Origin of the sequence: Falsihalocynthiibacter sp. S25ZX9, from assembly GCF_041205405.1 — a bacterium.
GTDB lineage: Bacteria > Pseudomonadota > Alphaproteobacteria > Rhodobacterales > Rhodobacteraceae > Falsihalocynthiibacter > Falsihalocynthiibacter arcticus.
The window spans coordinates 106,918-131,096 of the sequence record NZ_JBGFCD010000002.1 but is presented as its reverse complement, the minus strand read 5'-3'; the positions used below and the strand labels follow the sequence as shown (position 1 = coordinate 131,096).

At 53.9% G+C, this 24,179-nt stretch carries 25 protein-coding genes and 2 tRNA genes; 11 read left to right on the top strand and 16 right to left on the bottom strand.

Features of this window, described 5'->3' with window-relative positions; translation table 11 throughout:
• Nucleotides 1-69: 69 nt before the first annotated feature.
• Both AB9F29_RS02710 and AB9F29_RS02705 read right to left on the bottom strand, forming a co-directional pair.
• Nucleotides 70-261 (bottom strand): hypothetical protein, encoded by a 192-nt coding sequence (locus AB9F29_RS02710; RefSeq protein ID WP_369754494.1) that lies wholly within the window; start codon nucleotides 259-261, stop codon nucleotides 70-72.
• Nucleotides 258-500: a hypothetical protein gene (locus tag AB9F29_RS02705; RefSeq protein WP_369754493.1), complete on the bottom strand. Its 243-nt coding sequence runs from the start codon at nucleotides 498-500 to the stop codon at nucleotides 258-260. Before AB9F29_RS02705 ends, AB9F29_RS02710 begins: the two co-directional genes overlap by 4 nt.
• 277 nt (nucleotides 501-777) lie before the next feature.
• Between AB9F29_RS02705 and AB9F29_RS02700 the strand changes: the two genes are divergently transcribed.
• The gene (locus tag AB9F29_RS02700; RefSeq protein WP_369754492.1) at nucleotides 778-1,335 is read left to right on the top strand and encodes a hypothetical protein; all 558 of its coding nucleotides are present in this window, start codon (nucleotides 778-780) and stop codon (nucleotides 1,333-1,335) included.
• A gap of 297 nt (nucleotides 1,336-1,632) precedes the next feature.
• On the opposite strand, the gene AB9F29_RS02695 is transcribed toward AB9F29_RS02700, so the two are convergent.
• From AB9F29_RS02695 to AB9F29_RS02680, 4 genes are all read right to left on the bottom strand, one after another.
• The gene (locus AB9F29_RS02695; protein ID WP_369754491.1) at nucleotides 1,633-2,955 is read right to left on the bottom strand and encodes a hypothetical protein; all 1,323 of its coding nucleotides are present in this window, start codon (nucleotides 2,953-2,955) and stop codon (nucleotides 1,633-1,635) included.
• Entirely contained in the window at nucleotides 2,931-4,229 is a 1,299-nt protein-coding gene (locus tag AB9F29_RS02690; RefSeq protein ID WP_369754490.1) for a tyrosine-type recombinase/integrase, read from the bottom strand. Before AB9F29_RS02690 ends, AB9F29_RS02695 begins: the two co-directional genes overlap by 25 nt.
• Before the next feature lie 194 nt (nucleotides 4,230-4,423).
• A tRNA-Asn gene (locus tag AB9F29_RS02685) sits at nucleotides 4,424-4,498 on the bottom strand.
• A 79-nt stretch (nucleotides 4,499-4,577) separates the two neighbouring features.
• Complete coding sequence (locus AB9F29_RS02680; protein ID WP_369754489.1) at nucleotides 4,578-5,483, bottom strand: MBL fold metallo-hydrolase; 906 nt, start codon at nucleotides 5,481-5,483, stop codon at nucleotides 4,578-4,580.
• Nucleotides 5,484-5,523: 40 nt separating this feature from the next.
• Between AB9F29_RS02680 and AB9F29_RS02675 the strand changes: the two genes are divergently transcribed.
• Nucleotides 5,524-6,852, top strand: a complete 1,329-nt coding sequence (locus tag AB9F29_RS02675; protein ID WP_369754488.1) for an ATP-binding protein — start codon at nucleotides 5,524-5,526, stop codon at nucleotides 6,850-6,852.
• Nucleotides 6,853-6,909: 57 nt separating this feature from the next.
• Here AB9F29_RS02675 and AB9F29_RS02670 read toward each other — a convergent pair whose 3' ends face one another.
• Nucleotides 6,910-8,532: a Hint domain-containing protein gene (locus AB9F29_RS02670; RefSeq protein ID WP_335586648.1), complete on the bottom strand. Its 1,623-nt coding sequence runs from the start codon at nucleotides 8,530-8,532 to the stop codon at nucleotides 6,910-6,912.
• Between the two features lie 584 nt (nucleotides 8,533-9,116).
• On the opposite strand from AB9F29_RS02670, the gene AB9F29_RS02665 reads away from it, so the two are divergent.
• The gene (locus tag AB9F29_RS02665) at nucleotides 9,117-9,974 is read left to right on the top strand and encodes a transporter (RefSeq protein WP_369754487.1); all 858 of its coding nucleotides are present in this window, start codon (nucleotides 9,117-9,119) and stop codon (nucleotides 9,972-9,974) included.
• Between the two features lie 140 nt (nucleotides 9,975-10,114).
• On the opposite strand, the gene AB9F29_RS02660 is transcribed toward AB9F29_RS02665, so the two are convergent.
• Nucleotides 10,115-10,191: transfer RNA gene (locus AB9F29_RS02660), tRNA-Ile, on the bottom strand.
• A 1,154-nt stretch (nucleotides 10,192-11,345) separates the two neighbouring features.
• On the opposite strand from AB9F29_RS02660, the gene purM reads away from it, so the two are divergent.
• The 3 genes from purM (at nucleotide 11,346) to rnd (ending at nucleotide 14,235) form a co-directional block, all read left to right on the top strand.
• Nucleotides 11,346-12,392, top strand: coding sequence for a phosphoribosylformylglycinamidine cyclo-ligase (gene purM / locus AB9F29_RS02655; RefSeq protein ID WP_369754486.1), 1,047 nt, complete (start codon nucleotides 11,346-11,348; stop codon nucleotides 12,390-12,392).
• Entirely contained in the window at nucleotides 12,389-12,982 is a 594-nt protein-coding gene (gene purN, locus AB9F29_RS02650; RefSeq protein WP_369754485.1) for a phosphoribosylglycinamide formyltransferase, read from the top strand. The genes purM and purN overlap by 4 nt, the downstream gene beginning before the upstream one ends.
• A gap of 83 nt (nucleotides 12,983-13,065) precedes the next feature.
• Complete coding sequence (gene rnd, locus AB9F29_RS02645) at nucleotides 13,066-14,235, top strand: ribonuclease D (RefSeq protein ID WP_335586652.1); 1,170 nt, start codon at nucleotides 13,066-13,068, stop codon at nucleotides 14,233-14,235.
• 18 nt (nucleotides 14,236-14,253) lie between these two features.
• On the opposite strand, the gene AB9F29_RS02640 is transcribed toward rnd, so the two are convergent.
• Nucleotides 14,254-14,727: a hypothetical protein gene (locus AB9F29_RS02640; RefSeq protein ID WP_369754484.1), complete on the bottom strand. Its 474-nt coding sequence runs from the start codon at nucleotides 14,725-14,727 to the stop codon at nucleotides 14,254-14,256.
• 161 nt (nucleotides 14,728-14,888) lie between these two features.
• On the opposite strand from AB9F29_RS02640, the gene AB9F29_RS02635 reads away from it, so the two are divergent.
• Nucleotides 14,889-15,311 (top strand): SufE family protein, encoded by a 423-nt coding sequence (locus AB9F29_RS02635; RefSeq protein WP_369754483.1) that lies wholly within the window; start codon nucleotides 14,889-14,891, stop codon nucleotides 15,309-15,311.
• Here the strand turns inward: AB9F29_RS02635 and AB9F29_RS02630 are convergent.
• The 7 genes from AB9F29_RS02630 to AB9F29_RS02600 all read right to left on the bottom strand — a co-directional run bounded on the left by AB9F29_RS02630 (nucleotide 15,308) and on the right by AB9F29_RS02600 (nucleotide 21,064).
• On the bottom strand, nucleotides 15,308-15,949 hold the full coding sequence (locus tag AB9F29_RS02630) for a DUF1638 domain-containing protein (RefSeq protein WP_369754482.1): 642 nt from the start codon (nucleotides 15,947-15,949) through the stop codon (nucleotides 15,308-15,310). The two genes, AB9F29_RS02635 and AB9F29_RS02630, sit on opposite strands and share 4 nt — an antisense overlap.
• Nucleotides 15,946-16,284 (bottom strand): YbjQ family protein, encoded by a 339-nt coding sequence (locus AB9F29_RS02625; RefSeq protein WP_369754481.1) that lies wholly within the window; start codon nucleotides 16,282-16,284, stop codon nucleotides 15,946-15,948. The genes AB9F29_RS02630 and AB9F29_RS02625 overlap by 4 nt, the downstream gene beginning before the upstream one ends.
• Nucleotides 16,265-16,480: a hypothetical protein gene (locus tag AB9F29_RS02620; protein WP_369754480.1), complete on the bottom strand. Its 216-nt coding sequence runs from the start codon at nucleotides 16,478-16,480 to the stop codon at nucleotides 16,265-16,267. Before AB9F29_RS02620 ends, AB9F29_RS02625 begins: the two co-directional genes overlap by 20 nt.
• Nucleotides 16,481-16,585: 105 nt before the next feature.
• Nucleotides 16,586-17,287: a B12-binding domain-containing protein gene (locus AB9F29_RS02615; protein ID WP_335584447.1), complete on the bottom strand. Its 702-nt coding sequence runs from the start codon at nucleotides 17,285-17,287 to the stop codon at nucleotides 16,586-16,588.
• Nucleotides 17,288-17,420: 133 nt separating this feature from the next.
• On the bottom strand, nucleotides 17,421-18,434 hold the full coding sequence (gene bmt, locus AB9F29_RS02610) for a betaine--homocysteine S-methyltransferase (RefSeq protein WP_335584448.1): 1,014 nt from the start codon (nucleotides 18,432-18,434) through the stop codon (nucleotides 17,421-17,423).
• Between the two features lie 95 nt (nucleotides 18,435-18,529).
• Nucleotides 18,530-20,548 carry a bifunctional lysylphosphatidylglycerol flippase/synthetase MprF gene (locus tag AB9F29_RS02605; protein ID WP_369754479.1) on the bottom strand — a complete coding sequence of 673 codons (2,019 nt, stop codon included), beginning with the start codon at nucleotides 20,546-20,548 and terminating at the stop codon, nucleotides 18,530-18,532.
• 198 nt (nucleotides 20,549-20,746) lie between these two features.
• Nucleotides 20,747-21,064 carry a DUF1476 domain-containing protein gene (locus tag AB9F29_RS02600; RefSeq protein ID WP_369754478.1) on the bottom strand — a complete coding sequence of 106 codons (318 nt, stop codon included), beginning with the start codon at nucleotides 21,062-21,064 and terminating at the stop codon, nucleotides 20,747-20,749.
• A 183-nt stretch (nucleotides 21,065-21,247) separates the two neighbouring features.
• On the opposite strand from AB9F29_RS02600, the gene purC reads away from it, so the two are divergent.
• The 4 genes from purC to purQ are packed head-to-tail and all read left to right on the top strand — an operon-like array spanning nucleotide 21,248 to nucleotide 23,994.
• Complete coding sequence (purC, locus tag AB9F29_RS02595; RefSeq protein ID WP_039003191.1) at nucleotides 21,248-22,012, top strand: phosphoribosylaminoimidazolesuccinocarboxamide synthase; 765 nt, start codon at nucleotides 21,248-21,250, stop codon at nucleotides 22,010-22,012.
• A 30-nt stretch (nucleotides 22,013-22,042) separates the two neighbouring features.
• Entirely contained in the window at nucleotides 22,043-22,273 is a 231-nt protein-coding gene (gene purS / locus AB9F29_RS02590) for a phosphoribosylformylglycinamidine synthase subunit PurS (RefSeq protein ID WP_039003192.1), read from the top strand.
• On the top strand, nucleotides 22,273-23,310 hold the full coding sequence (locus AB9F29_RS02585) for a zinc-dependent alcohol dehydrogenase family protein (protein ID WP_369754477.1): 1,038 nt from the start codon (nucleotides 22,273-22,275) through the stop codon (nucleotides 23,308-23,310). Before purS ends, AB9F29_RS02585 begins: the two co-directional genes overlap by 1 nt.
• Before the next feature lie 15 nt (nucleotides 23,311-23,325).
• On the top strand, nucleotides 23,326-23,994 hold the full coding sequence (purQ, locus tag AB9F29_RS02580) for a phosphoribosylformylglycinamidine synthase subunit PurQ (RefSeq protein ID WP_369754476.1): 669 nt from the start codon (nucleotides 23,326-23,328) through the stop codon (nucleotides 23,992-23,994).
• Nucleotides 23,995-24,179: the final 185 nt, after the last annotated feature.

Sequence of the window (24,179 nt, the reverse complement as noted above, 5' to 3'; positions counted from 1 at the left end):
GGGTGAAAGTTGAGGTTTTCTGAGGTGGAATAACGGCTTACTTGGTTATTCCTGTTCCTTGCAGGGGGATTAGTCCGGCAAGATGTGCAGTATTTGATCCAGATCGGGTTCGCCGTAAGCACCCTTAAGGGGGCCGGTTAAGGCGGTACCGCAAACGCAGTCTTCATGCACCTCTGACACCAAGAACAGGTGCTCAGGGATGTCATCAAAGGCGGCGATCACCACCCGCGAACCGCTTACGAGGGGTCGTGTGGTGCTCATGCCGGGTTTCTCCGCAACAAGAGGTCAGGCAGCAGGAAACCCAGGGTGAAGCTGAGGGGGAGTGGGTAGGGGAAGGGCTTGATTAATTCAGGCAGACCCGCCAAGACAATTAAGCCACCGGCAAGGATCTGGGGAATATTCAGGCTGTGGTTCGTGTGGGTTTTTAGGCCCCAGTTGAGAGCCATTCGGAAGGCGGTGCCGCCCAAGGTTAAGAGGGTAAAGGTTGAGAACATCTGCATAAATCTCCATAAGGTTCTTTATATAGATGCTTGATATTGCTAACTTTTTTGTTGGCATGATGGGTTGCAGATAAGCGTGTCGTATGGGTTGAGAAATTCAAAGCAGAAAAGTGTATACTGCTCCCACTAGCAACCCCTAGAGGCATGGGACCGCGTGTACCTAGATCATCAATCTGGTAATGAATTATTGCATCTTTCCAGAAAAAGCGTGCAATGTTCCTATCTAACGTATTAAGCCAAAATCAGTTTTTAGAATTTATTACCGAGGATTGCTCACATGGATTCAGGATGGATCAAAGCCCTTGAGTTGCCTGCAAAGGTCACAGGTGGTGTCTTCGTTGCATGTATTGTTATCTGGACTTGCGATCGCGTAGAAGTTCTAAATCTTGACGGAATTGGGACATGGTTACGTACAACTGTGGTATTGTTGGGTATTCTCAGCGGTTGCCTATTTGTTTTCTCCGTTTTCACAGACTTCTGGAACGCGGCACGTGGCTGGCAAAAGCAACGCGTTGAAAATACAACTCAGAATAATGCTATTATTGCGGCTCAAAAAAAATCTCTCATCCATCTCGACCAGCTTTCAGAGCAGGAAAATAGTTTGGTAGCAGCAGCGTTAAAAGAGGACAGCCCATCGTTCACATACTGGGCAAATGCGAGCGGCGCGGGGCAGTTAATAGCGAAGGGTTTGCTTTATAGTCCGGCGGGTTCTTACCATATGGATCATTTCCCGTTCACATTTCACGACTTCGCTTGGGAAGAAATAAAAGTGCGCCGTGATGCCGTTCTGGCACGCGAAACAGAATGTGAAGAAAGACGCAAACGACGTCGTTAAAAAATCCTTGGCTTGAAGTTTCACGCGCGCGTTACCAGCTAAATGGTAGTTTAATAGCGCAGAACAACCTTAAATGCCCGCGAAACGACTGTTGGCATTGATCTCATACGGGTCCCATATATGAGGAGGGAGAGATCAATAGTATATCTAATAAGAGACCCTCTTAGTCCCTATTTTCTACCTAAGGCTATTTATTTAACCATATGATTAGTAATGATAAATACTAATATAGTCATCAATACTACCCCCTATGAAAACCAAACCTACCTATCAATGACCAGTGATATCTGCTGATATTCAGGAGCCCTCAACCGACACCTCAGGGACAAGCCCGACACGTCCTTTGAATACAGCTTTCATCACCTCGGTTGCCTCTGCCTCAAACCTTGGCTCCACCAAGATCGCGTCATGGATGGGGAGGGCAAAGATACCCCTAGATTTGAGCTCCAACAGGACAGCCACCAGGATGTCGGCCTCTGTTCGCATCAGCTGTAAGCCAACGCCTGTGCCAAAGAGGTGAACGATCGCGGGATGGCGTTGCCCAATGGCCGCTAGGGTGGCACTGAAGGATTTGCTGGCTGGGATGGTCTTGCGGACCCCTTTTGGCATCCGGGCCAAGGGTTTAATGGCATTGATCGAGGCTTGAATGACCTTCTTGATCCCAGGTCGGCACTTTTGCGCGAAGCCATACTCTGTCAGATCATAGAGATCGCCCGTTGGCGGTGTCGCCCCGATTAAGCCATAGAGCAACAAGAGCCCTGCTTGACCGTAATCAAGCTCGACCAGCGTGTCGTCGTTCAGCAGGATAGTTTCCAACCGCGCAGCATGCTTCATCCCCTGCCAAAAACCACCAAAGAGCCGTCCTCCTTGGGCAAAGTCTTTGTTGTTGAATATCCGGCGGAGGCGTCGCTCGGTGGTGTTGATCTGTGGATCGGTGCAAGAAAGCGGAGCCGTTTCAAGCCAAGCATTCAGGGTTCGCATCTCTTGGCGAAGGGCGTTTGTTTCTTCTGTATCAGTGTACTCGACCAGTGCAGCCGGTTTATCGTCCCGCTGTTTTGTTCCGCGCAGTAAAATCACCTCTTCATCTGACGCACGACCAATGCCAGAAAACGTCACCCCAAAGTGTTCCTGGAGTGCAAGCAAACTTGGTCCTGCCGTGAGGATGGTCTGCCGCCCAGCGCCCGCAAGTAGAGGGCTGTAATCCTTGCCCTTGAAGGTCTTTGATCCTGGGGTGATTTCGACGACGCCCACTTCAGGGATTGCCAAGACTTTCAGGAGATCAGGGAGGGTTTTCCCCAAAGCCTGGCCCTTGTAGCGCGACTTTTTCCGCAATGTTTGATTGCTCTGACTGACATGGAGTTGACCGTTGGGCACTTCAAGGTGGCGATACAGGAGGTCGCAAACAATGGCTTCAATAGTGGTTTCATAAGTCGCTTGGTCCACCGCTTTACGTTTCCGTTTGCGAAGGCCGTGCTTATCCTCATAGCGGCTGACCACATGTAAAACGGACTCAACGATGGTCTCGGCGGCTGCTGATTTGGCGCGACGAAACGGATCAAAAGGACGGGCAGGGACAACAGAGGTCACTGGCTTGGCTATTGGTAAGATTTTTCCATCCACTCTCTAAGAACCTCTAGGCGATACCCCGCACCATACCGCGTAGCGGCTTCCTGGCTACTGTGGCCAAGGATCACTTTGCTGATTTCTTCGGGACAGCCAACATTGCGGAGGTCATCCTTCTTCTTGTGGCGGAGACTGTGCAGGGATTTCTTGGGGTCGGTGATCTGTTTCCGCAGTTTCTTCATCATGGCTGCCGATGCGGCTGTATTGCCGTTGGGGCGACCGTAGCGGGAGAAGACAGGATCATCACCCTCCTTGCCAAAGCAGAGGTTTGTGAGGGCTTTCACGGCCCTGGAGGACAGGGGGATGAGCCGTTCACTGGAGGCGGTTTTGAGCGCTCTGATGCTGTTTGGTCGGATGCTCAGGCTGCGATTTTGAAGGTCAACGTCGTCAACCACAATCCCCGTGACCTCATTAAGCCGTGCTCCTGTGTCCCAGAGGGTCAGATAGATGGCTTGGTGGTCCTCTTGGCTGCCCATAGTAACCAAACCGCCTTCTGCTTCCTCAGCTGACAGAGGGAGGCGGTCCTTGGCGGACTGTCCTGCGCCTTTGACCTTCAAGTTGTGGAACGGGTTGATCGCTACAATCCCACGCTCTTGAATAGCATGGTTCACCACCGCCCTGACAACGTTGATGTAACGGGAGACACTGTTGGGGGAAATGCGCGCAAGCAGATAGTCTCGATAGAGGAGGGCATCTTCTCGACGGAGGTCAGCCAAAGCAACCTCCTTGAGTTTGACCGCCCCGATGGAGGCTTTGAGGTCGGCCTGAACCTTAGAAAGAGCGTTCTTGAGCTTCTTGTCCTGATCGGCATCCTTGTACGCCCCATACAGATCAAAGGCCGTTTGCAGGGTAATGATCTCGACTGGGACACTGGCCCCAAGGAGGTTGCTGTAGACATCAGGCTCAACATCATCTTCGAGGCGGCCCGCTAAATCCCAAAGCCCAGCCACAAGATTCGTGTTCAACTGACCTGCATCAAGTTGCTGTGCGGCCTGTTCTCCAAAGTGTGACTTCACAATGGCAAGGGTACGGGTCCTTGAGTTCTCAGCCTCCAGGGACGCAAAGTAGGTCACAACCTGTTGGTCGATGGTGGGGAGGTTTTTGACCATCTCCATGAAGGTCGTGCCCAGCGCATGGTACACAGTGGCCTTACCCGCCTTGACGCGTAAGTGCTTTGGGACGTCCCGTTTATACTGGTACGCACCCCAACTGCGCTGTCTGACGTACTTTGGGAGCTTCTTTTTACCCGTAACGGCTGGTGCGGTGGTCATTGGATGAAATCTCTCTCTGGCTCTTGGTCTCTGAAGTAACCAGAATCAACAGAAAGAGTGAGGGGCGTTTGCCTGTTCGCGACAGAAAAAGGTTCGATTGTGACGGAACTGGTACGCAACCGGTTCGCAAACTGGTTCATAAACGGCCAAAAACCCTTATTTTAGTTGTTTTTAACTAAAAAAGAGGGGTTTGTTGGCTCCGACGGTAGGGGTCGAACCTACGACCAATTGATTAACAGTCAACTGCTCTACCACTGAGCTACGTCGGAACATGGGGGCGATATAGCAACTGGGTTTTGCGGCGTCCAGAGGGATTTCACTTAAAGTTGGAAAAAAATCATTCTGGCTTCATTTTCTAGAAAAACGGCTGGAGATATCGAGCGGGTTTTCGCAAGAAATTTCGTTATTGTCATATAAATCAATGAGATGGGCGAAGGCGTTGCGGGCGGCTGCGAAAAGGAGCGTGGGCGGGGTGTCGTGATAGGCTTTGGCGGTTATTTCAGTCACGCTCTGTGGTGTGGCGGTGAGTGCCGCGAAAATCTGGGCCTCGCGGTGTTTTCTATGGGCGAGGAGGGCGGTGAGTGTGGTTTCTGGCGAGTCGATTGGCGCGCCGTGGCCAGGGTAAAACCGCGAGAGGCCAATGTTTTGGAGACGGCGAAGCGAGGCACGGTATTGGGTTAGGTCGCCGTCAGGCGGCGAGATAAGCGTGCTGGCCCATCCCATGACGTGATCGCCGGAAAACAGCGAGTCACCGAAGCGAAACGAGAGGTGATTACAGAAATGGCCGGGCGTGTGCAGGGCGGTGAGGGTGCCGTCGGACCATGTGATCTCAGCGTTGTCCGCCAGAAACACGTCTGGGGTGAAATCGAGGTCGACGCCTTCGCCTCCGGCCACGTTGGATGTGGCTGCGAGGGTCGCCATGCGGGCGGACCTACCGGCGGAACTGGTGCCATATCCCCAAACTTTGGTACCGACTTCAGCGGCAAGGATTGGCGCAAGCGGGCTGTGATCGAGGTGGCTGTGGGTGACGGCAATGGCAGCGACCTGCCGCCCGTCAATTGCGGCCAGAAGCGCCTTGAGGTGCGCGGCATTGTTGGGCCCCGGGTCGATCACAACAAGGCTGTTTTGCCCCACCAGATAAGTGTTCGTGCCCCAATAGGTCATTGCCGAGGGATTGGGTGCGAGGACGCGGGTTACATCAGCGGCGAGGGCATCGGGGGTGCCGATTGAGGGCTTCATAGGAGGGCTGGGCATTGGGGCTTTCTTCTCTGAAAGGGCAGGGGTAGAGTTTGGCATGAAATTTACTTGGCTTAAACGATATATGCCCCGTAGTTTGAACGGGCGGGCAACGTTGATCTTGTTGCTTCCTGTTGTCGTGGTGCAAATTGTCGTGTCGATTGTCTTTGTGCAACGCCTTTATGAAGACGTTACGCGGCAAATGACGGGAAACATTTCGATCGAGTTGCGTTTCTTGCTAACAGATATCAACGCAGCCCCCGATTTGGAGGGGGCGGAGAGCGTGGTTGCGGAATTATCGCGCGCGCTTGATTTCGCGGTCCTGCTGCCCGCGGCTTCAGAGCCGATCACTCGACGGGGGTATGTGGATCTGTCGGGGCGGCTGATTATTTCAACGCTTGAGAACAACTTTCCGGGGTTGATCCATGTTGATCTGCAGGAAGATCCGCGCCGCGTGCATGTCTGGCTGGACACTGATTATGGGCCAGCGAAGGTTATTTTTCACCGCAACCGTGTGTCGGCGCGCAATCCGCATCAATTGATCGTTTTGACCCTCTCGGCGTCGATTGTTTTGTCGATTATTGCGTATCTGTTTTTGCGCAATCAATTGCGTCCCATTCGGCGGTTGGCAAGGGCGTCGACGGCGTTTGGTAAGGGGCAGTCGATTAAATATCACCCTTCAGGGGCCTTAGAAGTTCGCGCGGCAGGGACGGCGTTTTTGAATATGCGCGCTCGGATTGAACGCCACCTTGAGCAGCGCACGTTGATGCTTTCTGGCGTGTCACATGATCTGCGCAGCCCCCTTACGCGGTTTAAGCTCGGGTTGTCGATGTTGGACCCGAATGAGGATGTGAAGGCCCTTGAGCATGATGTCGACGAGATGGAGAGCTTGCTGGATGCGTTTCTTGATTTCGTGCGGGCCGATGCGGGGGAAGAGGCCTGTGATACCGATCCGCTGGCGCTCATTAACGATATTGTAACTGATGCTCGTCGGGCGGGCATGGACGTCAGGCTGTTCAAAGTTGAAGGTGTCAGCAGTGGCTTGACGGTACGCCTAAGACCCGTTGCCGTGCGGCGGGCGATTGAAAATCTGGTTCGTAATGCGGTGCGCTATGGTGGGCGCGCGGAAATTCGTGTGGTCGCGACGGAGCGGGCGTTCCAGTTTTGCGTTGAAGATCCGGGGCCGGGGATTCCGCCCGTGCATCGGGAAGAGGCACTAAAACCCTTTGCGCGGCTAGACCCCGCACGCAACCAAAACAAGGGCAGCGGTGTTGGCTTAGGTCTGTCCATCGCGTTTGATATCGCGCGTGCGCATGGCGGAAATCTGCGTCTGGGAGAGAGCGAACGTTTAGGCGGGCTTCAAGCCGACCTTGTGATCCCACGATAAAAAAATGCTGCGCCCACAGGGGGAGCAGCATTAAATTTTGTAACCGTATTCAATGTGTTACGCTTGGCGGACCACCGCGGCTTCACGTGCTCTAACTTGATTGCGCGCGGAATCGTAAGCGTGATCTTGGCTGTTTTCGAGGTGGGGAAAGAGGGTGTAAAGCTCCTTGCGCGCCTCGTCATCCGCCATACCAGACACCATACGTTCGGAGGGGTGGAAGCTTTCGGCTTCGATGCCATCCGCATAAACGATCTCGTGGTTGTCAAACGCCATGTGAATATAGGTGACGGGGGCCGTTGGCCGCTCTTGGATGATGGTTGAGTCGTTGCAAAGCGTGAAGGCCGGAACCAGAACGCCTTCCTCGGAGCCAAACATCATTTCCGCCCGCCAATCGCGGACAAGAATACGGTGCTGGCGCGAAACGCGCAGATCTTGGGAAGGCAGGTCTTTGCCCAACGCGCCCTGTTTGATCAACACGGGACGCAGGTTTTTATTGAGATCCATGTGAACGGGCGGCAATTCAGTTGCCCCAACCCAGCGCACCTCCTGCACGCCATGGTCGCGCGTCACAACACGATTACCTGCAACCAAGGTTTCGATGGCAACTTCGCCCGTCGGGGTCAAAATCATCGTGCCTGGAGTGAAACAAATCACCAAGGCGATTTCGTGGACCGTGGTCACAACTTGCTCGCCGCTTCCAGGATTACTCGGGTCCTCTGCGAAGTAGGCTTCCACCGTGACTGTGATGTCTTGCGGGGATTGGAAGGCGGGGTCGAGGGTGTAATTCCCGATGGACCACCCTAATTGAGTCGACGTCACTTCTGGGTCGCCCTCATTGAATATGAGAACTTGTGTAAACGGATCGCCGTTTGCGTCGAGACCTTCGACAGTCACTTCAAAACGCAAGAAGTCGGCGTCGGTAAGTGGCTCTACAATGATTGCAAGGAGTTCTTCGCCTGAAAGGACTTGGTCGGCACCAGATGTGTTATCAAGTTGGTTCAGATCGTCGAGGCTTGAATTTCTGCCAACACCGATACCGCTAATCTGCGTGTTAAAACCGTTTTCGAGGTTGCTGGCCGCACCAGAAATATTCTGACCGCCCGGATAGGCTTCGCCGTCCGACAAGAAGACGAGAACGTTGGTGTCGGCTGGGTCAACGCCTTCGGCGGTCCATGCGTCTCCGACGGCATTTAAGCCAGCAACGTAATTGGTTTGTCCGTTAGAGCCCGCAGAGCCAATACTGGACAACGCATCAGTGAAGGCAGCGGAATCATTGAGGGTATACGTCCCAACGACGCGTGCACCCGAGGCATATGTGATGAGGGTTATCGAAATCTCGCTTGGATCATAACCTGCATCAACATAGGCATCAAAAAGTTCCTGAGCGGCAAAAATTTCGGCTTGAAGGATTGTCTCGTTGCGCCCGTCGCCGTCAAAATCTGTACCGGAACTTCCAGAGGTCGACCCCGACGTATCAATCGCAATCGCAATATTGACCTGTTCGGTCACATTCGCACCAGTGAGGTTAACGGAAAGGTCAAACCCATCTTGGCCGACATCGCCGTTGTCTGTTGTTTGAAGTTGGGATGTTTGCACGACTGTAATTGGGTTGTTGCTGTCCGGGTCGATCACGGTGTCCGGCGAAGTTTGCTCGTCGTATGGCAGCGAGGTATCAACCATCGGTACTCTCCAATTTTAAAATACACTGAATGAATGCTAGCTGCGCTCAAATGAATAATCGGTTGAGCAATGCATAAGTATTCATAAATACACCCCACCTTACAGATCAGGAGGCTTTGGTATTTCTAGCAAGCTTGCCTTCCAACAAGCAAGCGTTTTGGAAGGCAAAACTAAGGCGTTAACCATGGTATTTCCGATTTACGGGCGTTAATCTTTGGTGATTGTGGGGATTGTCCCTTGGGGCGACACAATGGCGCAGTATTCGCGGCATAGCCAAAGAATTCGGAGGCGCCTTTGATGCAGAAATATCTCAGACGGGAAGAATCAATCAAGAGTATGACCTGCCTTCCGAACGCGGGGATGCGGCCCCGCATGCGCTTTGCTGAGCTTTAGAAAGTTAGCTCGGAAAGAACCTCAGTGGTGCGGCTTTTTGGCGTAAAAAGGGCGGTCCAATTCGTGCATCATCCGTTGAAAATCGTTGATCGTGAAGGCATACTCGGCTACGAGAGAATTTTGGAAGTTCGTCATGTAAATTTTGTTCGAACCTAGATTTTTAGGACATCAAGTCGGCAGGGAATTGTTTTATGGAAGGAATATTGGTTATGTTTAGAGGCGTTTTAACTGATAAGTTCAACAAGCGGCGCATGCGCTCCCTTACCGCGGTTTGGCTCGGCGTTTTTGCCCTCGCAACGCCAGTAAGTGCGCAGAACTCAGACAGTGTCGACTTGGCCAAAAAAATGTCCAACCCGATTTCCAGCCTGATCAGTGTGCCCTTTCAATATAATTCCAATTCTGGATACGGCCCAAATGAGGGCACGCAGAATTATGTGAATATTCAGCCGGTGATCCCATTTAGCCTGAACGATGATTGGAACGTGATTTCTCGCACGATTTTGCCCGTCATTTCCAACAATGGTAACATGCCCGGAGGCTCGGCATTTGGCCTCGGCGATACCGTTCAAAGCGTTTTCTTTTCTCCCAAAGCTCCGACGAGTGGAGGCCTTATTTGGGGGGCCGGTCCTGTATTCTTGTTGCCCACGGCGACGGAAGAATCGCTAGGTACCGGTAAATGGGGCGCGGGTGTAACTGCCGTCGCACTTAAACAGTCGGGCGCTTGGACCGTTGGGGGGCTAGGCAATCATATCTGGTCAGTAGCAGGTGATAGCGACCGGGCAGACGTGAATTCGACATTTCTACAGCCCTTCGTGTCCTATACGACCAAGAAAGCCACAAGCTTCTCGTTGAACACGGAAAGCACCTATGATTGGGAAACAGAGCAATGGTCGGTTCCGATTAACCTCATGGTCAATCAAATGATCAAGCTGGGCAAAAAACAACCCGCACAAATCGGATTGGGTGTGCGCTATTGGGCGCAAGCGCCTGATGGCGGGCCAGAGGGTTGGGGCTTGCGTCTAAACTTTGCGCTGCTTTACCCAAAATAGACCTATGGGTTGACTGTGTCGGCAAGCTCGCCAGCTGTCGACACAGCGAATCCTGCGCTTAATATAGGCTTTCGCAGAACGAATTGCCGTTTCCCTTAATGGTGGAAAACGAAGACTGGCGGAGGATAAAGGATGGCGTTTGGTAGGCCCGGCAGGACTTGAACCCGCAACCAAAGCGTTATGAGCGCTCTGCTCTAACCAGTTGAGCTACAGGCCCGCCTAGCGCTTTGAGTACGCATCCATGTGCTGCGGGTCAAGGAGGGATGATAACTTTTTTTATCTATTCTGCCTCCATTTTCCCAAGGTCATTAAATTCTTCATAAAATGGGGTGAACGCGCACGGTTTTGATAACGTTGCGTTTAGGAATAGCCATCATACCGCAAACTTAACCGGAATTGATCCGAAACAAGGGCGCTCGACGTTTGGGAACCTCTAGGAAGACAACATCGGGGAATGGAATGTGCAACAGTCTGGCTTTGTTGCGTAAAATACCTGCGCTGTTGATCCCTGTATAAAGTATCGCGTCGGACTATGTGTTTTCATAGTGAGTGTTGGTTTGTCTTTCACGGTTTTTGCCCAGATAAGACCCACCTTTTGGCGATTTCAATATGCCCGCCGTGGAAAAAATGCCTGTGGCGTCTGTGAACAAGATCTTACCCTTCTTAAAAGGAGCGCACAGGGATTAAATTTAGCCCCAAAGGATGATCGGAACGACGAAGTGATCTATCTTCCGATCAAGGCCGCATTTGAGAGCTAAAATCGCTTGGTTCAGAGGATCGCTTCGTGATCTATCTCAATCTGCACAATGGTGCCAGAAAGGCAAAGACCGATGCTTCTGCGACGAGGGACGTTATGGTTCTTTAAGGAAAAAGCGAGCCAGAAATCATTGAGTTTGCATTAGCCTAATAGCATTGGATTGAAGCGTCCGAACCTGCTGGATGGGTACATAAAATTCCCGCAGGGGAGATCGTTTTGAACATAGTCGCTTGTGAATCCGGTGCCATTGATGCTTTTTTCTTGGTGATCATCCCGCGGGAGATTAAACGCGGCCCGCATCGCCACGACTTTGGCCGCAAACGCACTCCACGTTGCAGTGGGATTTGGCGCCGATAGTACAAATGCTGTGGTGCGCAGCATCAATGACATCGCTGTTTTGGCACAGAGCGATGCGGATTTTATGACTTTGAGTGGTAAAGCTACCCATACAATTGATTCCACACCCGCGTCCTAAAGCGAAAACCAAAGCGATTTTCAGGGCGCGTTCTCTAGAGTGGGCCCTTTTTGTTAGATTGCGTCCGTTTTCCCTTCTCCTATTCCCTTTGCACCCCCCTTGCGGTAAAGCAGCGCCAACAGTGAAAAAGGGGCCTCCTATGTCAAATGAGAAAAACGGTCTGACCTACGCGGACGCGGGTGTCGATATTGATGCGGGCAATGCATTGATTGACCGCATCAAACCCGCCGCAAAACGGACAGTCCGCCCCGGCGTGATGTCTGGCCTTGGTGGCTTTGGCGCTTTGTTTGACCTCAAAGGGGCAGGGTACAACGACCCGATCCTTGTTGCCGCAACCGACGGTGTTGGCACCAAGTTGCGCATCGCGATCGACACGGGCAATATGAGCACAATCGGCATTGATCTTGTGGCGATGTGCGTCAACGATCTTGTTTGTCAGGGCGCTGAACCCCTGCTTTTCCTCGATTATTTCGCGACGGGCAAGCTGGACCTCGACGAAGCGACTGAGATTATCAACGGCATCGCCAAAGGGTGCGAACTCTCGGGCGCAGCTTTGATTGGCGGCGAAACGGCGGAAATGCCGGGGATGTATCACGAAGGTGATTTTGACTTGGCGGGCTTCGCCGTTGGCGCGATGGAACGTGGCACGGACCTGCCTGCGGGCGTGGTTGAGGGCGACGTCCTTTTGGGACTGGCCAGCGATGGCGTCCACTCAAACGGCTATTCACTTGTGCGCAAAGTTGTCGAAGTCTCTGGCCTGAAATGGTCTGACGATTCCCCTTTTGGCGAAGGCAATCTGGGCGAAGCACTTCTCGCGCCAACCCGCCTCTATGTGAAACAATGCCTTGCGGCGATACGGGCAGGGGGCGTCCACGCTCTGGCGCATATCACCGGTGGCGGGTTGACCGAAAACCTGCCGCGCGTCTTGCCTGAAGGGCTTGGCGCCGACATCGATTTGAATGCTTGGGACCTTCCTCCCGTATTTAAATGGCTGGCCGCAACGGCGAAAATTGAGCAGTCGGAATTGCTCAAAACCTTCAACTCTGGTGTTGGCATGGTGCTTTCTGTTTCCGCAGACCGCGCCGAAGCCCTAACGGCTCTCCTCCAAGAGGCTGGCGAAACCGTTTATACCTTGGGCCACGTCACCAAGGGCGATGGCGTGCGGTATTCGGGTTCGCTTCTGTGAGTTTGCGCGTCGCGATCCTGATTTCGGGGGGCGGCTCGAACATGGTGTCGCTGGTTGAGGATATGCAGGGGGATCACCCTGCGCGCCCCGTTTTGGTTTTGTCCAATAATCCCAGTGCCGCGGGCCTCACCAAGGCTGCGAATTTGGGTATTGATGTGGCAAGCCTTGATCATCGCCCGTTTGGCAAAGACCGCCTCGCGTTTGATACGGCCCTTACGGAAATTCTTGAACGTGTGGCACCGGATGTCATATGCCTTGCCGGATTTATGCGCATTTTTACGCCGGAATTTACGGCGCGTTGGAACGGGAAAATGCTCAATATTCACCCGTCTTTGCTGCCGAAATACAAGGGTCTCCATACCCATGCACGCGCGATTGAATCGGGTGACTCTGAGGCGGGATGCTCTGTGCATGAAGTCACGGCCGAGCTAGATGGCGGCCCAATTCTGGGCCAAGCCCGTGTGCCAATCCTTCCTAACGATACAACAGAAACCCTTGCCGCCAGAATTCTGCCGCTTGAGCATCGGCTCTATCCCGCGGTCCTGCGCAAGTTTATTATGGGCGATCATCATCGTGTGGATTTGACCTGAGCCACGCTCTCCCTTTTCATTTGCTTCACTCTTCCCTAAGATTGCCGAAAGTCTGGCAAAAACAAGAAAAAGAATAGCGTTTTATGATCACGATTACCACGACGAGCGAGCTTGCAGCCTATTGTGAACGCGCAGCATCCTTTCCTTATGTGACCGTCGATACGGAGTTTCTGCGAGAGCGCACCTATTATTCGAAGCTCTGTCTTGTACAGCTTGCTGTTCCCGGAGACGACGACGAGGTCGATGCTGTTCTTGTTGATCCACTTGCCCCCGATTTTTCGCTCGAACCGCTGTATGAGTTGTTTCGCAACGAGAATGTGGTCAAAGTTTTTCACGCGGCGCGGCAAGATCTTGAGATCTTTTTTATCGAAGGCAACGTGTTTCCCATCCCGCTTTTCGATACCCAAGTGGCGGCGATGGTTTGCGGTTTTGGCGAGCAGGTCGGTTATGAAACATTGGTCCGCAAAATTGCCAAAGCCAACATCGACAAGACATCGCGGTTTACCGATTGGTCCCGTCGCCCGCTGACGTCGGCCCAGAAAACCTATGCGCTGGCGGATGTAACCCATTTGCGGGATGTCTATGAATTTCTGAGTAAAGATTTGAAAAAATCAAATCGTTCCAAGTGGGTAGAAGAAGAACTTGAGGTGCTTCTTTCGCCGGGAACTTATGTTGTACCTTCCGAGGACGCGTGGAAACGGGTCAAAACGCGCACCACAAGTGGGCGGTTTATGGCCCTTGTTAAAACCCTGTCCCAGTTTCGCGAAGAATACGCACAGACACGCAATATTCCCCGCAACCGTGTCTACAAAGACGATGCGTTGCTGGAGTTGGCCTCAACGAAACCCAGCAGCTTTGACGACTTGAGCGGATCGCGCCTTTTGCTACGCGAAGCGCGGCGGGGCGATATTGCGGACGGTATTTTGGCCGCTGTTAAAACGGGCCTCGTTCTTCCCGAAGACAAGATTCCAAAACCCGATCGCTCGCGTGAAAAACTGCAAGTGAATCCGGCGTTGGCCGATTTGTTGAGGGTCCTGTTGAAGGCAAAATGCGACCTGACTGGGGTCGCCCCTAAGCTGATCGCCTCATCCGCGGATTTAGACGTTATAGCAGCGGGTGGTCGCGACGTTAAAGCCTTGGCCGGATGGCGTGCCGAAGTCTTTGGGCAGGATGCAATGCGTCTGTGCCGTGGTGAAGTGGCCCTTGCCCTGAAGGGGCAAAACGTTGATGTGGTTGAACTTCTACCCAACTAGGCGGTTGGTCGGATAGGCCTATTGCGCGCGGCTAGAGCGAGAGTTTTGGGCCGCGACAATTTTTATCTCGTTCACACCGCGCAATTTGGCGGTGGAAATGAAATGCGCCACGATGACCTCTCGGGAAACCTCGGATGAAACGCGTTGTTGCCGGTTGGGTTCAAGAACGCGGAATTCATAAACCAATGTGGCACCCTCTGGCTTTTCCTCATTTCGGGGGAAAAGCTCCGCGTCAAAATAGCCTTGAGTTGGGGGAAGTCCAGTTGCATGCACAATGACGCCGCCTTGGGCGTTGACCACGGTTAAATTCGTAACTTGCGCGATAAGGTTTCGGTTGTCTTGGAGAACCAGATAGCCGTCTTCGGGAGCTAAAGTCGCAGCAATATCCTCGCTTTGGCCCCAATTCATTGGGTTATAGCGCGAGTCCGATACTGAGGAGCAGGCGCCGGTGGCTAGGCCCAATGACACGATCAAATAGGTCGGAAATCTCATGCGTTGTCTCCTTTTTGCGTGTCACCCAGTTTGCACGCCGCTGTTTCTTCTGAGGTAGCCTACTGGAAGCCATTTGAAAAGACGCAACCCGATTTTGGAATGGGGCTGGACCTTTTGGGCGGCGGGTCTTACCTCAAAGGGAGGATAAGCAAGGAGTAGATATGGCCAGCGCCGCATTCGAAGACATCGCCGAAACCTTTGAATTTCTGGACGATTGGGAAGACCGCTATCGGCATGTGATTGAGTTGGGGCGCGCTATGCCCGAGCTTGAGGACGCATTTCGTGTACCTGCGACAAAAGTAGACGGTTGCGCCAGTCAAGTCTGGTTGATGCCCGATGTTTCGGGAACTGGGCCCAAGGCGGTTTTTGATTTTCACGGCGAGAGTGACGCCATGATCGTGCGCGGCCTCGTGGCGGTGCTGCATGCGCTCTATTCGGGCCTCACGGTGGCGGATGTTTTATCGGTGGATGCCGCAGCAGAGCTGGGACGGCTTGGGCTGGATGAGCATTTATCCGCACAGCGCTCAAACGGTGTCCGCGCCATGGTGGAACGTATTCGCGGCATCGCGCAAGCCACGCTTTAAACCTGCGCGAGCGCCGTTTCTAGCTCGCCATATCCTGTAAAACGGCGCTCAAATGCGAGCCCCAAACGCGCCGCGCAGAGCTTGGCTTTTTCGGTGAGGGCAGGGTCGTCGGTCTGGGCTTGATAAACCAGTTTTGTGTAATTCCCGAAATACATGTCGCGCAATTGCGGGTGGCGGTCGAGGCCCATGGGTTTGATTACGAAGGCATCGAATTGCCGCACGAGGAAGTCGGTGAGGTAGAAGGCAGTGATCTCGTCTGGGTGGGCGGCAAAGGCGTCGACGCCCTCAAAAAACGCGTAACAATGCGGGCCAGCAATCATTTCGACCCCCAGGGACGCACATTCTTTGGCCAAAAGCCCACCCGTGCCACAATCAGCATAAACCACAAAAATATCGTCGTATTGCGCCCGTTCTTCGGTCACGACGCGGGCAACTTCGGCTGGGATTTTTTCGGGACGCAAGTGCAGGTTCGCGGGCAGGCAGCGCAGTGCGAGATGATCCCAACCATTCAGCCGTTTGAGCGCCAAAATTTCATGCGCCAATGCCCCGCAAGCAATCAGGAGCACACGACCCGTGGCCAAGACGTGTTCCCCCTCAGAGAGGGCTTCGTCGGTAAGGTTTGGGCTCCGCAATGTCATGGTGCGAGACGGACAGCGGTGCCGTAAAACACAACTTCGGACGCGCCATTTTGGATTGCGGAGGTTTGCATCCGAACGCCGACGATGGCGTCCGCTCCAAGGGCTTGCGCATCATCGATCATGCGGTCTTTTGCCTGTTCGCGCGCTCCCGCCAACAGTTGCGCGTATTCCTTAACTTCTCCGCCCACAATATTGCGCAAGGCCGCCGTTATGTCCGCTCCGACGTGTTTGGCCCGCACGGTTGAGCCCTTAACGAGGCCCAATATGCCTATAATCTCGCGGCCAGGAACAGTTTCGATGGTCAGAATAAGGGGGCTATTTTTCGATAGAGTCATAGTGGTCATCCTCCTTGTTCTTAACGCGATCTGAAATGACACGGTAAAGGACATAGATAACAAGCACGGTTGGAATGAGGAGCAACATCCCACCCGGCACCTGAAGGCTCACCAGCATCAAGCTTGCCACGTAAACGGTCGCCGCGGCGGCGGAAATTACAATGACGAGAAGAAGGATCAATTTATCTAAAGGCATAGGGTCTCCAATCCCATTTAATATGGGGTCGAATGTTCAAAAAAGAAAGCCCCGCGCGTGAAGTCACCGGCGGGGCTTTGGAAATTGGGCAGGGGGACGAAACCTTTAGCCAGCCGAAGCCCGATTGTGTTTGCGTGCGATGAAGGTCTTTGCGGTTTCCACGGCGACAGCAGCGTCACGGCAATAGGCGTCGGCGCCAATGGCTTTGCCGAATTCTTCATTCAGAGGCGCGCCGCCGACAAGAACAATGTAATCGTCGCGAATACCGCGTTCGATCATCGTGTCGATCACGACTTTCATATAGGGCATGGTCGTGGTCAAAAGTGCGGACATGCCAAGGATATCAGCGTCTTCGCGTTTGAGCGCGTCAAGATAATCTTCGACGGGATTGTTGATGCCCAGATCGACAACTTCAAAGCCTGCACCTTCCATCATCATGCCGACGAGGTTTTTGCCGATGTCGTGGATATCGCCTTTGACGGTTCCGATGACCATTTTGCCCATTTTTGGCGCACCAGTTTCGACGAGGAGGGGTTTAAGGATGGACATGCCACCCTTCATCGCGCCCGCCGCAAGGAGCACCTCTGGAACGAACAAAATACCGTCGCGGAAATCATGGCCCACAACTGTCATGCCCGCCACCAAAGCTTTAGTCAGAATATCGTAGGGCGTCCATTTTCGTTCCAGCAGGATGTGCACCGCTTCTTCGATTTCTTCCTTCATGCCGTCGTAAAGGTCGTCATGCATTTGAAGGACGAGTTCGTCGTCTGGAAGTTCGCTTAGGATGATGTCTGCGTCGTCAGCCATGGGTCTACCCTATTCATAGGGCGCGAAATCGCGCGGTGTCTGCCCATTGATGGGCCTGCTTTACGGTCGGAACTTGGCATTTTGCGACATGCTTGGCGCTTGTTCCGACGCATCAGATTGGTTTTACGGAAGTTTAGGTCCGTGAACGGCGTCGAATACGCTCGGGTTTCTCGGAATCGTCGCCTGTGCCGTCTTTTGGCGAAGAAAAACCACCGAGGCTTTTGGTGATGAATTCCAGCGAGGGGCGGGGGCCACGTTCGCGGGTTTCAAGGGCTTCGCGCATGGCACGCAAGTGATCCGGCGTCGTGCCACAGCAGCCGCCAATGATCGTCGCGCCCGAGTCTCGTGCGAGGCAGGCGTAGTCGCCCATCAATTCAGGCGTGCCGTCATAGTGAATGTGGCCATCGTGGAATTTTGGAATGCCTGCGTTGCCTTTGGATATGATTGGAGTGACGGGACCACGGGCGGAGAACCCTTGTACCGTGCGCAGAAGGTCCGACGCGCCGACACCACAGTTCGCACCGAAGGCCAGTGGCTGGTTTTCGATTTTCGCCACGATGTCCACCATATCAGACGAGGTCACCCCCATCATGGTGCGGCCTGCCGTGTCAAAACTCATGGTGCCGCACCATGGCATATCGGCCAGCTTAAAGGCTTCGGCCGCCGCGCGGTATTCTTCGGGGGCCGAGATGGTTTCAAGCCACAAAACATCTACGCCGCCTTCTTTGAGGGCTGCGGCTTGCTCGTGGAACATTTCCACCGCAAGCGCGTGGGTGAGGCTTCCCAGTGGCACCATGATCTCGCCCGTTGGCCCGACAGAACCCGCTACGATCACGGGGCGCCCCGCGGTATCGGCCACGTCACGCGCAAGATGGGCTGCTGCGATGTTGAGTTCGGCGACACGGTGTTGTGCGTTGTGCAATTTCAAACGGCTGGCGTTGCCGCCAAACGTATTGGTGAGAAACAGATCAGACCCTGCATCCACGGCCCCGCGATAAAGCGCTTTGATTTTCTCGGGTTCTTCCACGTTCCACATTTCGGGCGCATCCCCAGAAGTGAGTCCCATGTTAAACAGGTTGGTGCCCGTGGCCCCATCGGCCAAAATCCAGTCGCGCTCCGAGAGCATGCGTTGCAGTGCGTTGGTCATGGGATCTGCCTTTCAAAAACACGTATAGCCCCACATTAAGTGGGGGGCTTGCGGTCAAATGCCAGTTTTTACGCCAAGGTGCAAATTCATTATCGTCATAATGTTTGTGAAAGGGTTTCAAGTTGTCGTTTTTCGCCGTTGCTTGAAGTGGTGGTGAGCGAGGTCGCCAAATTGGCGGCAGGTTGTTGCGCGAGAATAGCGCGTGTCACGTCAAATGCACCAAGGGCGAGACCGAGGCGATTGGGGCCCGCCATGTAAAGCGTCTCCCAATGCGGAGCAAAACTGGACTTGAATTGCGTGAGGCCCGCGCCGCCGGACAGGGCTCCCAACTTCCCCCAAAACCAATGCGCCAACCGTGAGGCCAAAGGCGCGGGTTGCCATGGCACGGAGGCGAGGGAAAGGCGGGGGATATTCTCAATCGCAGCGGTCTTGATCGCCTCAGCTACCAACGCATGCATGGTTCCGTCGGGGATGCTGCTGGCATGGCGCATAAGGTCGAGCGTCCATTCTGCAGCCACCGTTGAAAAGCTCACAAACCCCACAAGACTGTCGTTTTTGTAGGCGAGAAAACAGCGCTGGGTCTGCACGTAGGCAGGATCATATATTCCCATGGTAAACCCACGTTCGCCGCCGTGGGTGTCGGACCATTCGCGCGCAACGCGCGTCATTTCGCCCAAAGTGAGATGAAGGTCTGCGTGATTAAACAGCGGCTTAAGGGAAATGCCTGCCTTTTGCGCTTTGCGTAATTTGCGGCGTAACTGGCTGTATTCTGGGGTCTGGAGGCAGAATTCGGAGGGCGTAAGCCATGCTTCACGGCTGACGGGGGTGACAGCCATGCCAAATTTGCGCGCCTCAAGCGCCATGCGGCCGCTGATTTTATACAAAAAGGGCAAGTGATTGTCAGCTTCGGCCATGTTCTTGAAGGACGCCAATAGGCTTTGCGGATGCGTCGCCACAAGAGGGTCGCCCAATGCGATGAGCGCCTGTCCCCGAGATGCCGTGAGAAAACACCCTGCCGAATTCGGCGCATGCAGCAATGCTTTGTCGCCTTGGCGTAAAAGATTGGCTTCGGCGCGCGGGGCACTATGGATCAAAGCCTCGAGGCGCGAGGGAAACCATGCGATTCCGCCAGTTTGAGGCAGCATCCTTTTGTTTGGCTTGTTGCGCTGAAGGAATGGGCCGCGTGCGAGGGTTATCGCCCCCAAAAGCGCAGGTAAAGCATAGTACAGCGTGCGATAGGCAAGGATCGCCCCAAGGAGGGGCTCTGCTGGTACAAAGGGCAGGAGCATGAGGAGCGTGACCTCAAAAGGGCCGACGCCCCCTGGTGTGCCCGACACCAATGCCACCCCAAAGGCAATAAGAAAGGCGGGATAGAGCTGACTGAAACCAAGCTCAAGCGCGGGCGGAAGCAGCGCGAAAAGCGCACCGGACGCTGCCAAAGTATCGGCCGCTGCAAGGCCTGTTATTGCGAAAATTGCAGAGACACTTGGCCAGTTTAGCCTATGCCCTCTAAAGGAAATATGAGGTTGTAAAAGGGAAGCGGTAACGAGCGCAATGAGCCCGAGGGGCGGGAGCAAAAGGAGCGGGACAAGATACCCAAAACTAAGGTCTGCAATTCCAACGGGCAGAGGGAAAAGGAGCGCGGCGAAGGACATAACAACCGCCAGTCCTGCCAAAAACGAGACAGCGACAGCCGCAGAAATCTGGGTCGCTTGAAGGAAACTGATTTCAGGGAGAAGGCGCCAGCGTGTCAAGGCACCGGTGAAAAGTCCAAACCCTGTGGTTTGCGAGACAGCGATCGCAGCGATTCCCGCACGTGAGGCGGTTTTATTGCCCACTTGTGTGCGTAAATGACGGTGAATGACCGCGTCATAACGCCCAACCGCCCAGAAGCTCGCTGCGGTAGCAACGGTTGCCATTCCCCACTGGACGCCTGAGACAGTTTGTACGGCCACCCAAATTTGCGAGACATCCAAGGCGACCATATTGTCGAGGAAAAGGGCAACGAAGCCAATCGCCAACGCAATGGGGGCGGCTTGTCTCGCAATTTGGTGTCGCATAAAGAGAGTGGCTAGATTTTTGCGGGCCATCTTAGGAGGTGGCTCAAACGACATGGAATCTATCTTTGCCGTAGTTCCATTCGACCCTCGATCAATCGAAGTGTTCACATTGTTCCCCATCGCCGCACCTTTTATCCACCGCTATTAGGTGTAAGGGAACTCTCTTAGGGGGGAGTTAACATATAGAATTGTAACAAAAAAAACGCGCCACCTAGGGATAGGGGCGCGTTTAATTTTACTCGATTAGAAAGCCTATTTGACTTCTTTCAACACTTGGGTTTGCGCCTCAACCAAGCAACTCGCCATTTTTTCGCGTACAGCGGCTTCGGTCGCAAGGTCGCCCAAATCACCAGTCACTTTGCGCACAACATCGTCATGGCCAGCTTCTTCGAAATCGGCTTTCACAACTTCGAGCGCATAAGTCGTTGCGTCATTGCCCGTTTTTCCAAGCAAGGCTGCGGCCCAAAGGCCAACGAGTTTGTTACGACGGGCGATGGCTTTGAACTGCATATCGGCGTCGTGAGCGAATTTGGCTTCAAAAGCGTTTTCGCGATCGTCAAATGTTGTCATGTTCTTTCCTCGGGCTTGTGTGCAAGGGTGTTAATTCGTTCCCCTAACATATGCCAACTCACGCGCAAAGCCGCAAGGGCGATGCGCAACCTTGCGGCAAAGCATCCCATGGCGTATAGGGCGCGAAGGGGCACAAGACTCACCTCACGTGCCAAACCGCAGCATCCGAAGATCGGAACCCGAATGGCACGTCGCACCAAGATTTACGAAGGCAAAGCAAAAACTCTGTATGAAGGCCCTGAGCCTGACACTTTAGTGCAGTATTTCAAGGATGATGCCACCGCTTTTAACGCCGAGAAGAAGGCTGTGATTGACGGAAAAGGTGTTCTGAATAACCGCCTGAGCGAATATTTTATGGTCGGTCTTGAGCAAATCGGCGTGCCGACTCACTTCCTCAAACGCCTCAATATGCGCGAGCAATTGATCCGTCGGGTCGAAATTATACCGCTCGAAGTTATTGTGCGCAATTTTGCTGCGGGCTCGTTTTCCAAGCGCATGGGAATCGAAGAGGGCACACCAATGCCGCGTCCGATTGTCGAGTTTTCCTACAAAGACGACTCACTTGGCGATCCATTGGTTCCCGAAGAATATGTCATCGCTTTCGGCTGGGCCTCCCAGCAGGAGCTTGATGACATTGTCGCGCTTGCATTGCGGGTAAACGACTTCCTATCGGGCGTTATGTACGGCGTTGGCATCAAGCTGGTTGATTTCAAAATCGAACTGGGCCGCGTTTATGACGGCGATTTCATGCGCCTTGTTGTGGCCGATGAAATTAGCCCTGATAGCTGTCGTTTGTGGGACATCGAGACAGGCCGTAAGCTCGACAAAGACGTCTTCCGCCAAGATCTCGGCGATTTGGCCGATGCCTATACCGAAGTGGCGACACGTTTGGGCGTTATGCCCTCCAATGTGACGCACCCTTCTGGTAAACCGACGTTGATTAATTAAGCCTCTTCGAAAAATAAGGAAAGTTCTGCCATGAAAGCCCGTGTACATGTGATGCTGAAAAACGGTGTTCTTGACCCCCAAGGCGCCGCCGTGCGTCATGCGCTTGGCACCCTCGGATTTGAGGGTGTGAATGATGTGCGTCAAGGCAAAGTGATTGAACTTGACCTTGCCGATGGCACGTCTGAGGCGACGATCACCGAGATGTGCGACAAGCTGCTCGCAAATACTGTGATCGAAAGCTACACGATCGAGATCGCCTAATGCGCGCCGCGGTCCTTCGGGAATACAACGCGGATCTGTCTTTGGAAGAGGTCGCCGATCCGGCCTGTCCCGAAGACGGCGTTGTGCTCGAAGTGATGGCCTGTGGCGTCTGCCGTTCGGATTGGCACGGGTGGGTCGGGGAGCATCCTCGCGTTAAACCGGGTCAAATTATGGGGCATGAATATTGCGGAACCGTTGTCGAAGCGGGGGCGCGTGCAAAATATGCCGTTGGGGACCGCCTCGTTGCGCCCTTTATTCTGGCCTGTGGTGCCTGTCCGTCTTGCCAGTCGGGACATCAAAATACCTGCCCAAATCAACGGCTTCCGGGGTTTATCGAACCCGGAGCCTTCGCACAATATATCGCCGTTCCTTTCGACCACAACTTAGCTATTTTGCCCGACACACTCTCTCCCACCGTCGCTGCGGGACTTGGGTGTCGCGTCACGACTGCGTGGCACGCGCTCACGGGGCGCGCCGCGGTACAGGCGGGCGAATGGGTTGCTGTGCATGGAACGGGGGGCGTTGGCCTCTCGGCGTTTCTGTTGGCTAAGGCCCTTGGTGCGCGGGTTGTTGTTGTTGATATCGTTGAGGAAAAACTCACCCACGCGCTCAGCCTCGGAGCGGACGCGGCCGTGAATGCCTCGGCGGGTGATACTGCCCTTGCTATCCGCGAGATTACAGGCGGCGGCGCGCATGTGAGCATCGAAGCCCTCGGCATCGAAGCGACCACAAACGCCAGTATCGAGTGTTTGCGGCCCTTGGGGCGGCACGTTCAAGTTGGAATGCCCGTGGGCCATACCGCCAAAATGCAGATCAATATGAACGCCGTTTATATGGGCAATCTCGCCCTATTCGGCACGCGTGGCATGCCATCGTGGCGCTATCCTAGCTTGTTGTCGCTTATCGAGAGTGGTGCCGTGGATATGACGCCTTTGGTTGCCCGTGAAATACCTCTATCCTCCGCGAGTGACGAGCTGCGCGCCTTTAACGGGCCAACCGCGCCCGGTGTGGCCGTCATTACTGATTTTACTGCCTAAAAAGGACCATCTGCCATGAAAGCTGCTGTCATTGTCTTCCCCGGTTCCAACTGTGATCGCGACCTTGCGGTGGCTTTACGCGAAAGCGGAGCCGATGTGGAAATGGTCTGGCACAAAGACACAACCCTGCCTTCTGGCCTCGATTTTGTCGGTGTTCCGGGCGGGTTTAGTTTTGGTGATTACCTGCGTTGTGGTGCGATTGCCGCGCAAAGCCCAATTTGCCGCTCTGTGGTGGATTTTGCCAATAAGGGCGGCCATGTTTTTGGCGTGTGTAACGGCTTTCAAATCCTTGCGGAAACCGGCCTGCTTCCGGGGGCACTGCTGCGTAACGCTGGCTTGAAATACATCTGCAAAACCGTGCCGCTTGTCGTTGAAAACGCCGACACGCTATTTACGCGCGGCTATGAGGCTGGCCAAGTGATCGACATCCCGATTGCCCACCATGACGGCAATTATACAGCTGACGCCCAGACCATTGAACGTCTTCAAGGTGAGGGGCGCGTGGCCTTTACCTATGGCAACAACCCCAATGGCTCCACAGCCGATATTGCGGGTGTGCTAAGTGAAAATAAACGGGTTTTGGGCATGATGCCGCACCCCGAGCGTGCTTTTGACACCAGCCATGTTGGTACCGACGGACAAGCGTTCTTTCGCTCAATTGTGAGCGAATTGGTTAGCGCATAGACGCAACGTCTTGAGCCTTCACGGCGCAGGGGGTATCGTTGGCCATGGCTAAAGATGCGCCCCATTCACCCGATCCTTTAAGTGCTGTCCCGTCGATGGGGGGGGACGTTGGGCTGAGCCGTAGCACAAGAAGCGGTGCAAGTTCTGGACTAAGATCTTCAGAAATCCCATTGAGGCGCGTTGCA

What these genes read in the sequence shown, in the direction of transcription:
- AB9F29_RS02710 (WP_369754494.1), bottom strand. Translation starts at nt 261, where the DNA reads ATGAGCACCACACGACCCCTCGTAAGCGGTTCGCGGGTGGTGATCGCC.
- AB9F29_RS02705 (WP_369754493.1), bottom strand. Translation starts at nt 500, where the DNA reads ATGCAGATGTTCTCAACCTTTACCCTCTTAACCTTGGGCGGCACCGCC.
- AB9F29_RS02700 (WP_369754492.1), top strand. Translation starts at nt 778, where the DNA reads ATGGATTCAGGATGGATCAAAGCCCTTGAGTTGCCTGCAAAGGTCACA.
- AB9F29_RS02690 (WP_369754490.1), bottom strand. Translation starts at nt 4,229, where the DNA reads ATGACCACCGCACCAGCCGTTACGGGTAAAAAGAAGCTCCCAAAGTAC.
- AB9F29_RS02680 (WP_369754489.1), bottom strand. Translation starts at nt 5,483, where the DNA reads ATGCCCAGCCCTCCTATGAAGCCCTCAATCGGCACCCCCGATGCCCTC.
- AB9F29_RS02675 (WP_369754488.1), top strand. Translation starts at nt 5,524, where the DNA reads ATGAAATTTACTTGGCTTAAACGATATATGCCCCGTAGTTTGAACGGG.
- AB9F29_RS02670 (WP_335586648.1), bottom strand. Translation starts at nt 8,532, where the DNA reads ATGGTTGATACCTCGCTGCCATACGACGAGCAAACTTCGCCGGACACC.
- AB9F29_RS02665 (WP_369754487.1), top strand. Translation starts at nt 9,117, where the DNA reads ATGGAAGGAATATTGGTTATGTTTAGAGGCGTTTTAACTGATAAGTTC.
- purM (WP_369754486.1), top strand. Translation starts at nt 11,346, where the DNA reads ATGTCAAATGAGAAAAACGGTCTGACCTACGCGGACGCGGGTGTCGAT.
- rnd (WP_335586652.1), top strand. Translation starts at nt 13,066, where the DNA reads ATGATCACGATTACCACGACGAGCGAGCTTGCAGCCTATTGTGAACGC.
- AB9F29_RS02640 (WP_369754484.1), bottom strand. Translation starts at nt 14,727, where the DNA reads ATGAGATTTCCGACCTATTTGATCGTGTCATTGGGCCTAGCCACCGGC.
- AB9F29_RS02635 (WP_369754483.1), top strand. Translation starts at nt 14,889, where the DNA reads ATGGCCAGCGCCGCATTCGAAGACATCGCCGAAACCTTTGAATTTCTG.
- AB9F29_RS02630 (WP_369754482.1), bottom strand. Translation starts at nt 15,949, where the DNA reads ATGACATTGCGGAGCCCAAACCTTACCGACGAAGCCCTCTCTGAGGGG.
- AB9F29_RS02625 (WP_369754481.1), bottom strand. Translation starts at nt 16,284, where the DNA reads ATGACTCTATCGAAAAATAGCCCCCTTATTCTGACCATCGAAACTGTT.
- AB9F29_RS02620 (WP_369754480.1), bottom strand. Translation starts at nt 16,480, where the DNA reads ATGCCTTTAGATAAATTGATCCTTCTTCTCGTCATTGTAATTTCCGCC.
- AB9F29_RS02615 (WP_335584447.1), bottom strand. Translation starts at nt 17,287, where the DNA reads ATGGCTGACGACGCAGACATCATCCTAAGCGAACTTCCAGACGACGAA.
- bmt (WP_335584448.1), bottom strand. Translation starts at nt 18,434, where the DNA reads ATGACCAACGCACTGCAACGCATGCTCTCGGAGCGCGACTGGATTTTG.
- AB9F29_RS02605 (WP_369754479.1), bottom strand. Translation starts at nt 20,548, where the DNA reads ATGTCGTTTGAGCCACCTCCTAAGATGGCCCGCAAAAATCTAGCCACT.
- AB9F29_RS02600 (WP_369754478.1), bottom strand. Translation starts at nt 21,064, where the DNA reads ATGACAACATTTGACGATCGCGAAAACGCTTTTGAAGCCAAATTCGCT.
- purC (WP_039003191.1), top strand. Translation starts at nt 21,248, where the DNA reads ATGGCACGTCGCACCAAGATTTACGAAGGCAAAGCAAAAACTCTGTAT.
- purS (WP_039003192.1), top strand. Translation starts at nt 22,043, where the DNA reads ATGAAAGCCCGTGTACATGTGATGCTGAAAAACGGTGTTCTTGACCCC.
- AB9F29_RS02585 (WP_369754477.1), top strand. Translation starts at nt 22,273, where the DNA reads ATGCGCGCCGCGGTCCTTCGGGAATACAACGCGGATCTGTCTTTGGAA.
- purQ (WP_369754476.1), top strand. Translation starts at nt 23,326, where the DNA reads ATGAAAGCTGCTGTCATTGTCTTCCCCGGTTCCAACTGTGATCGCGAC.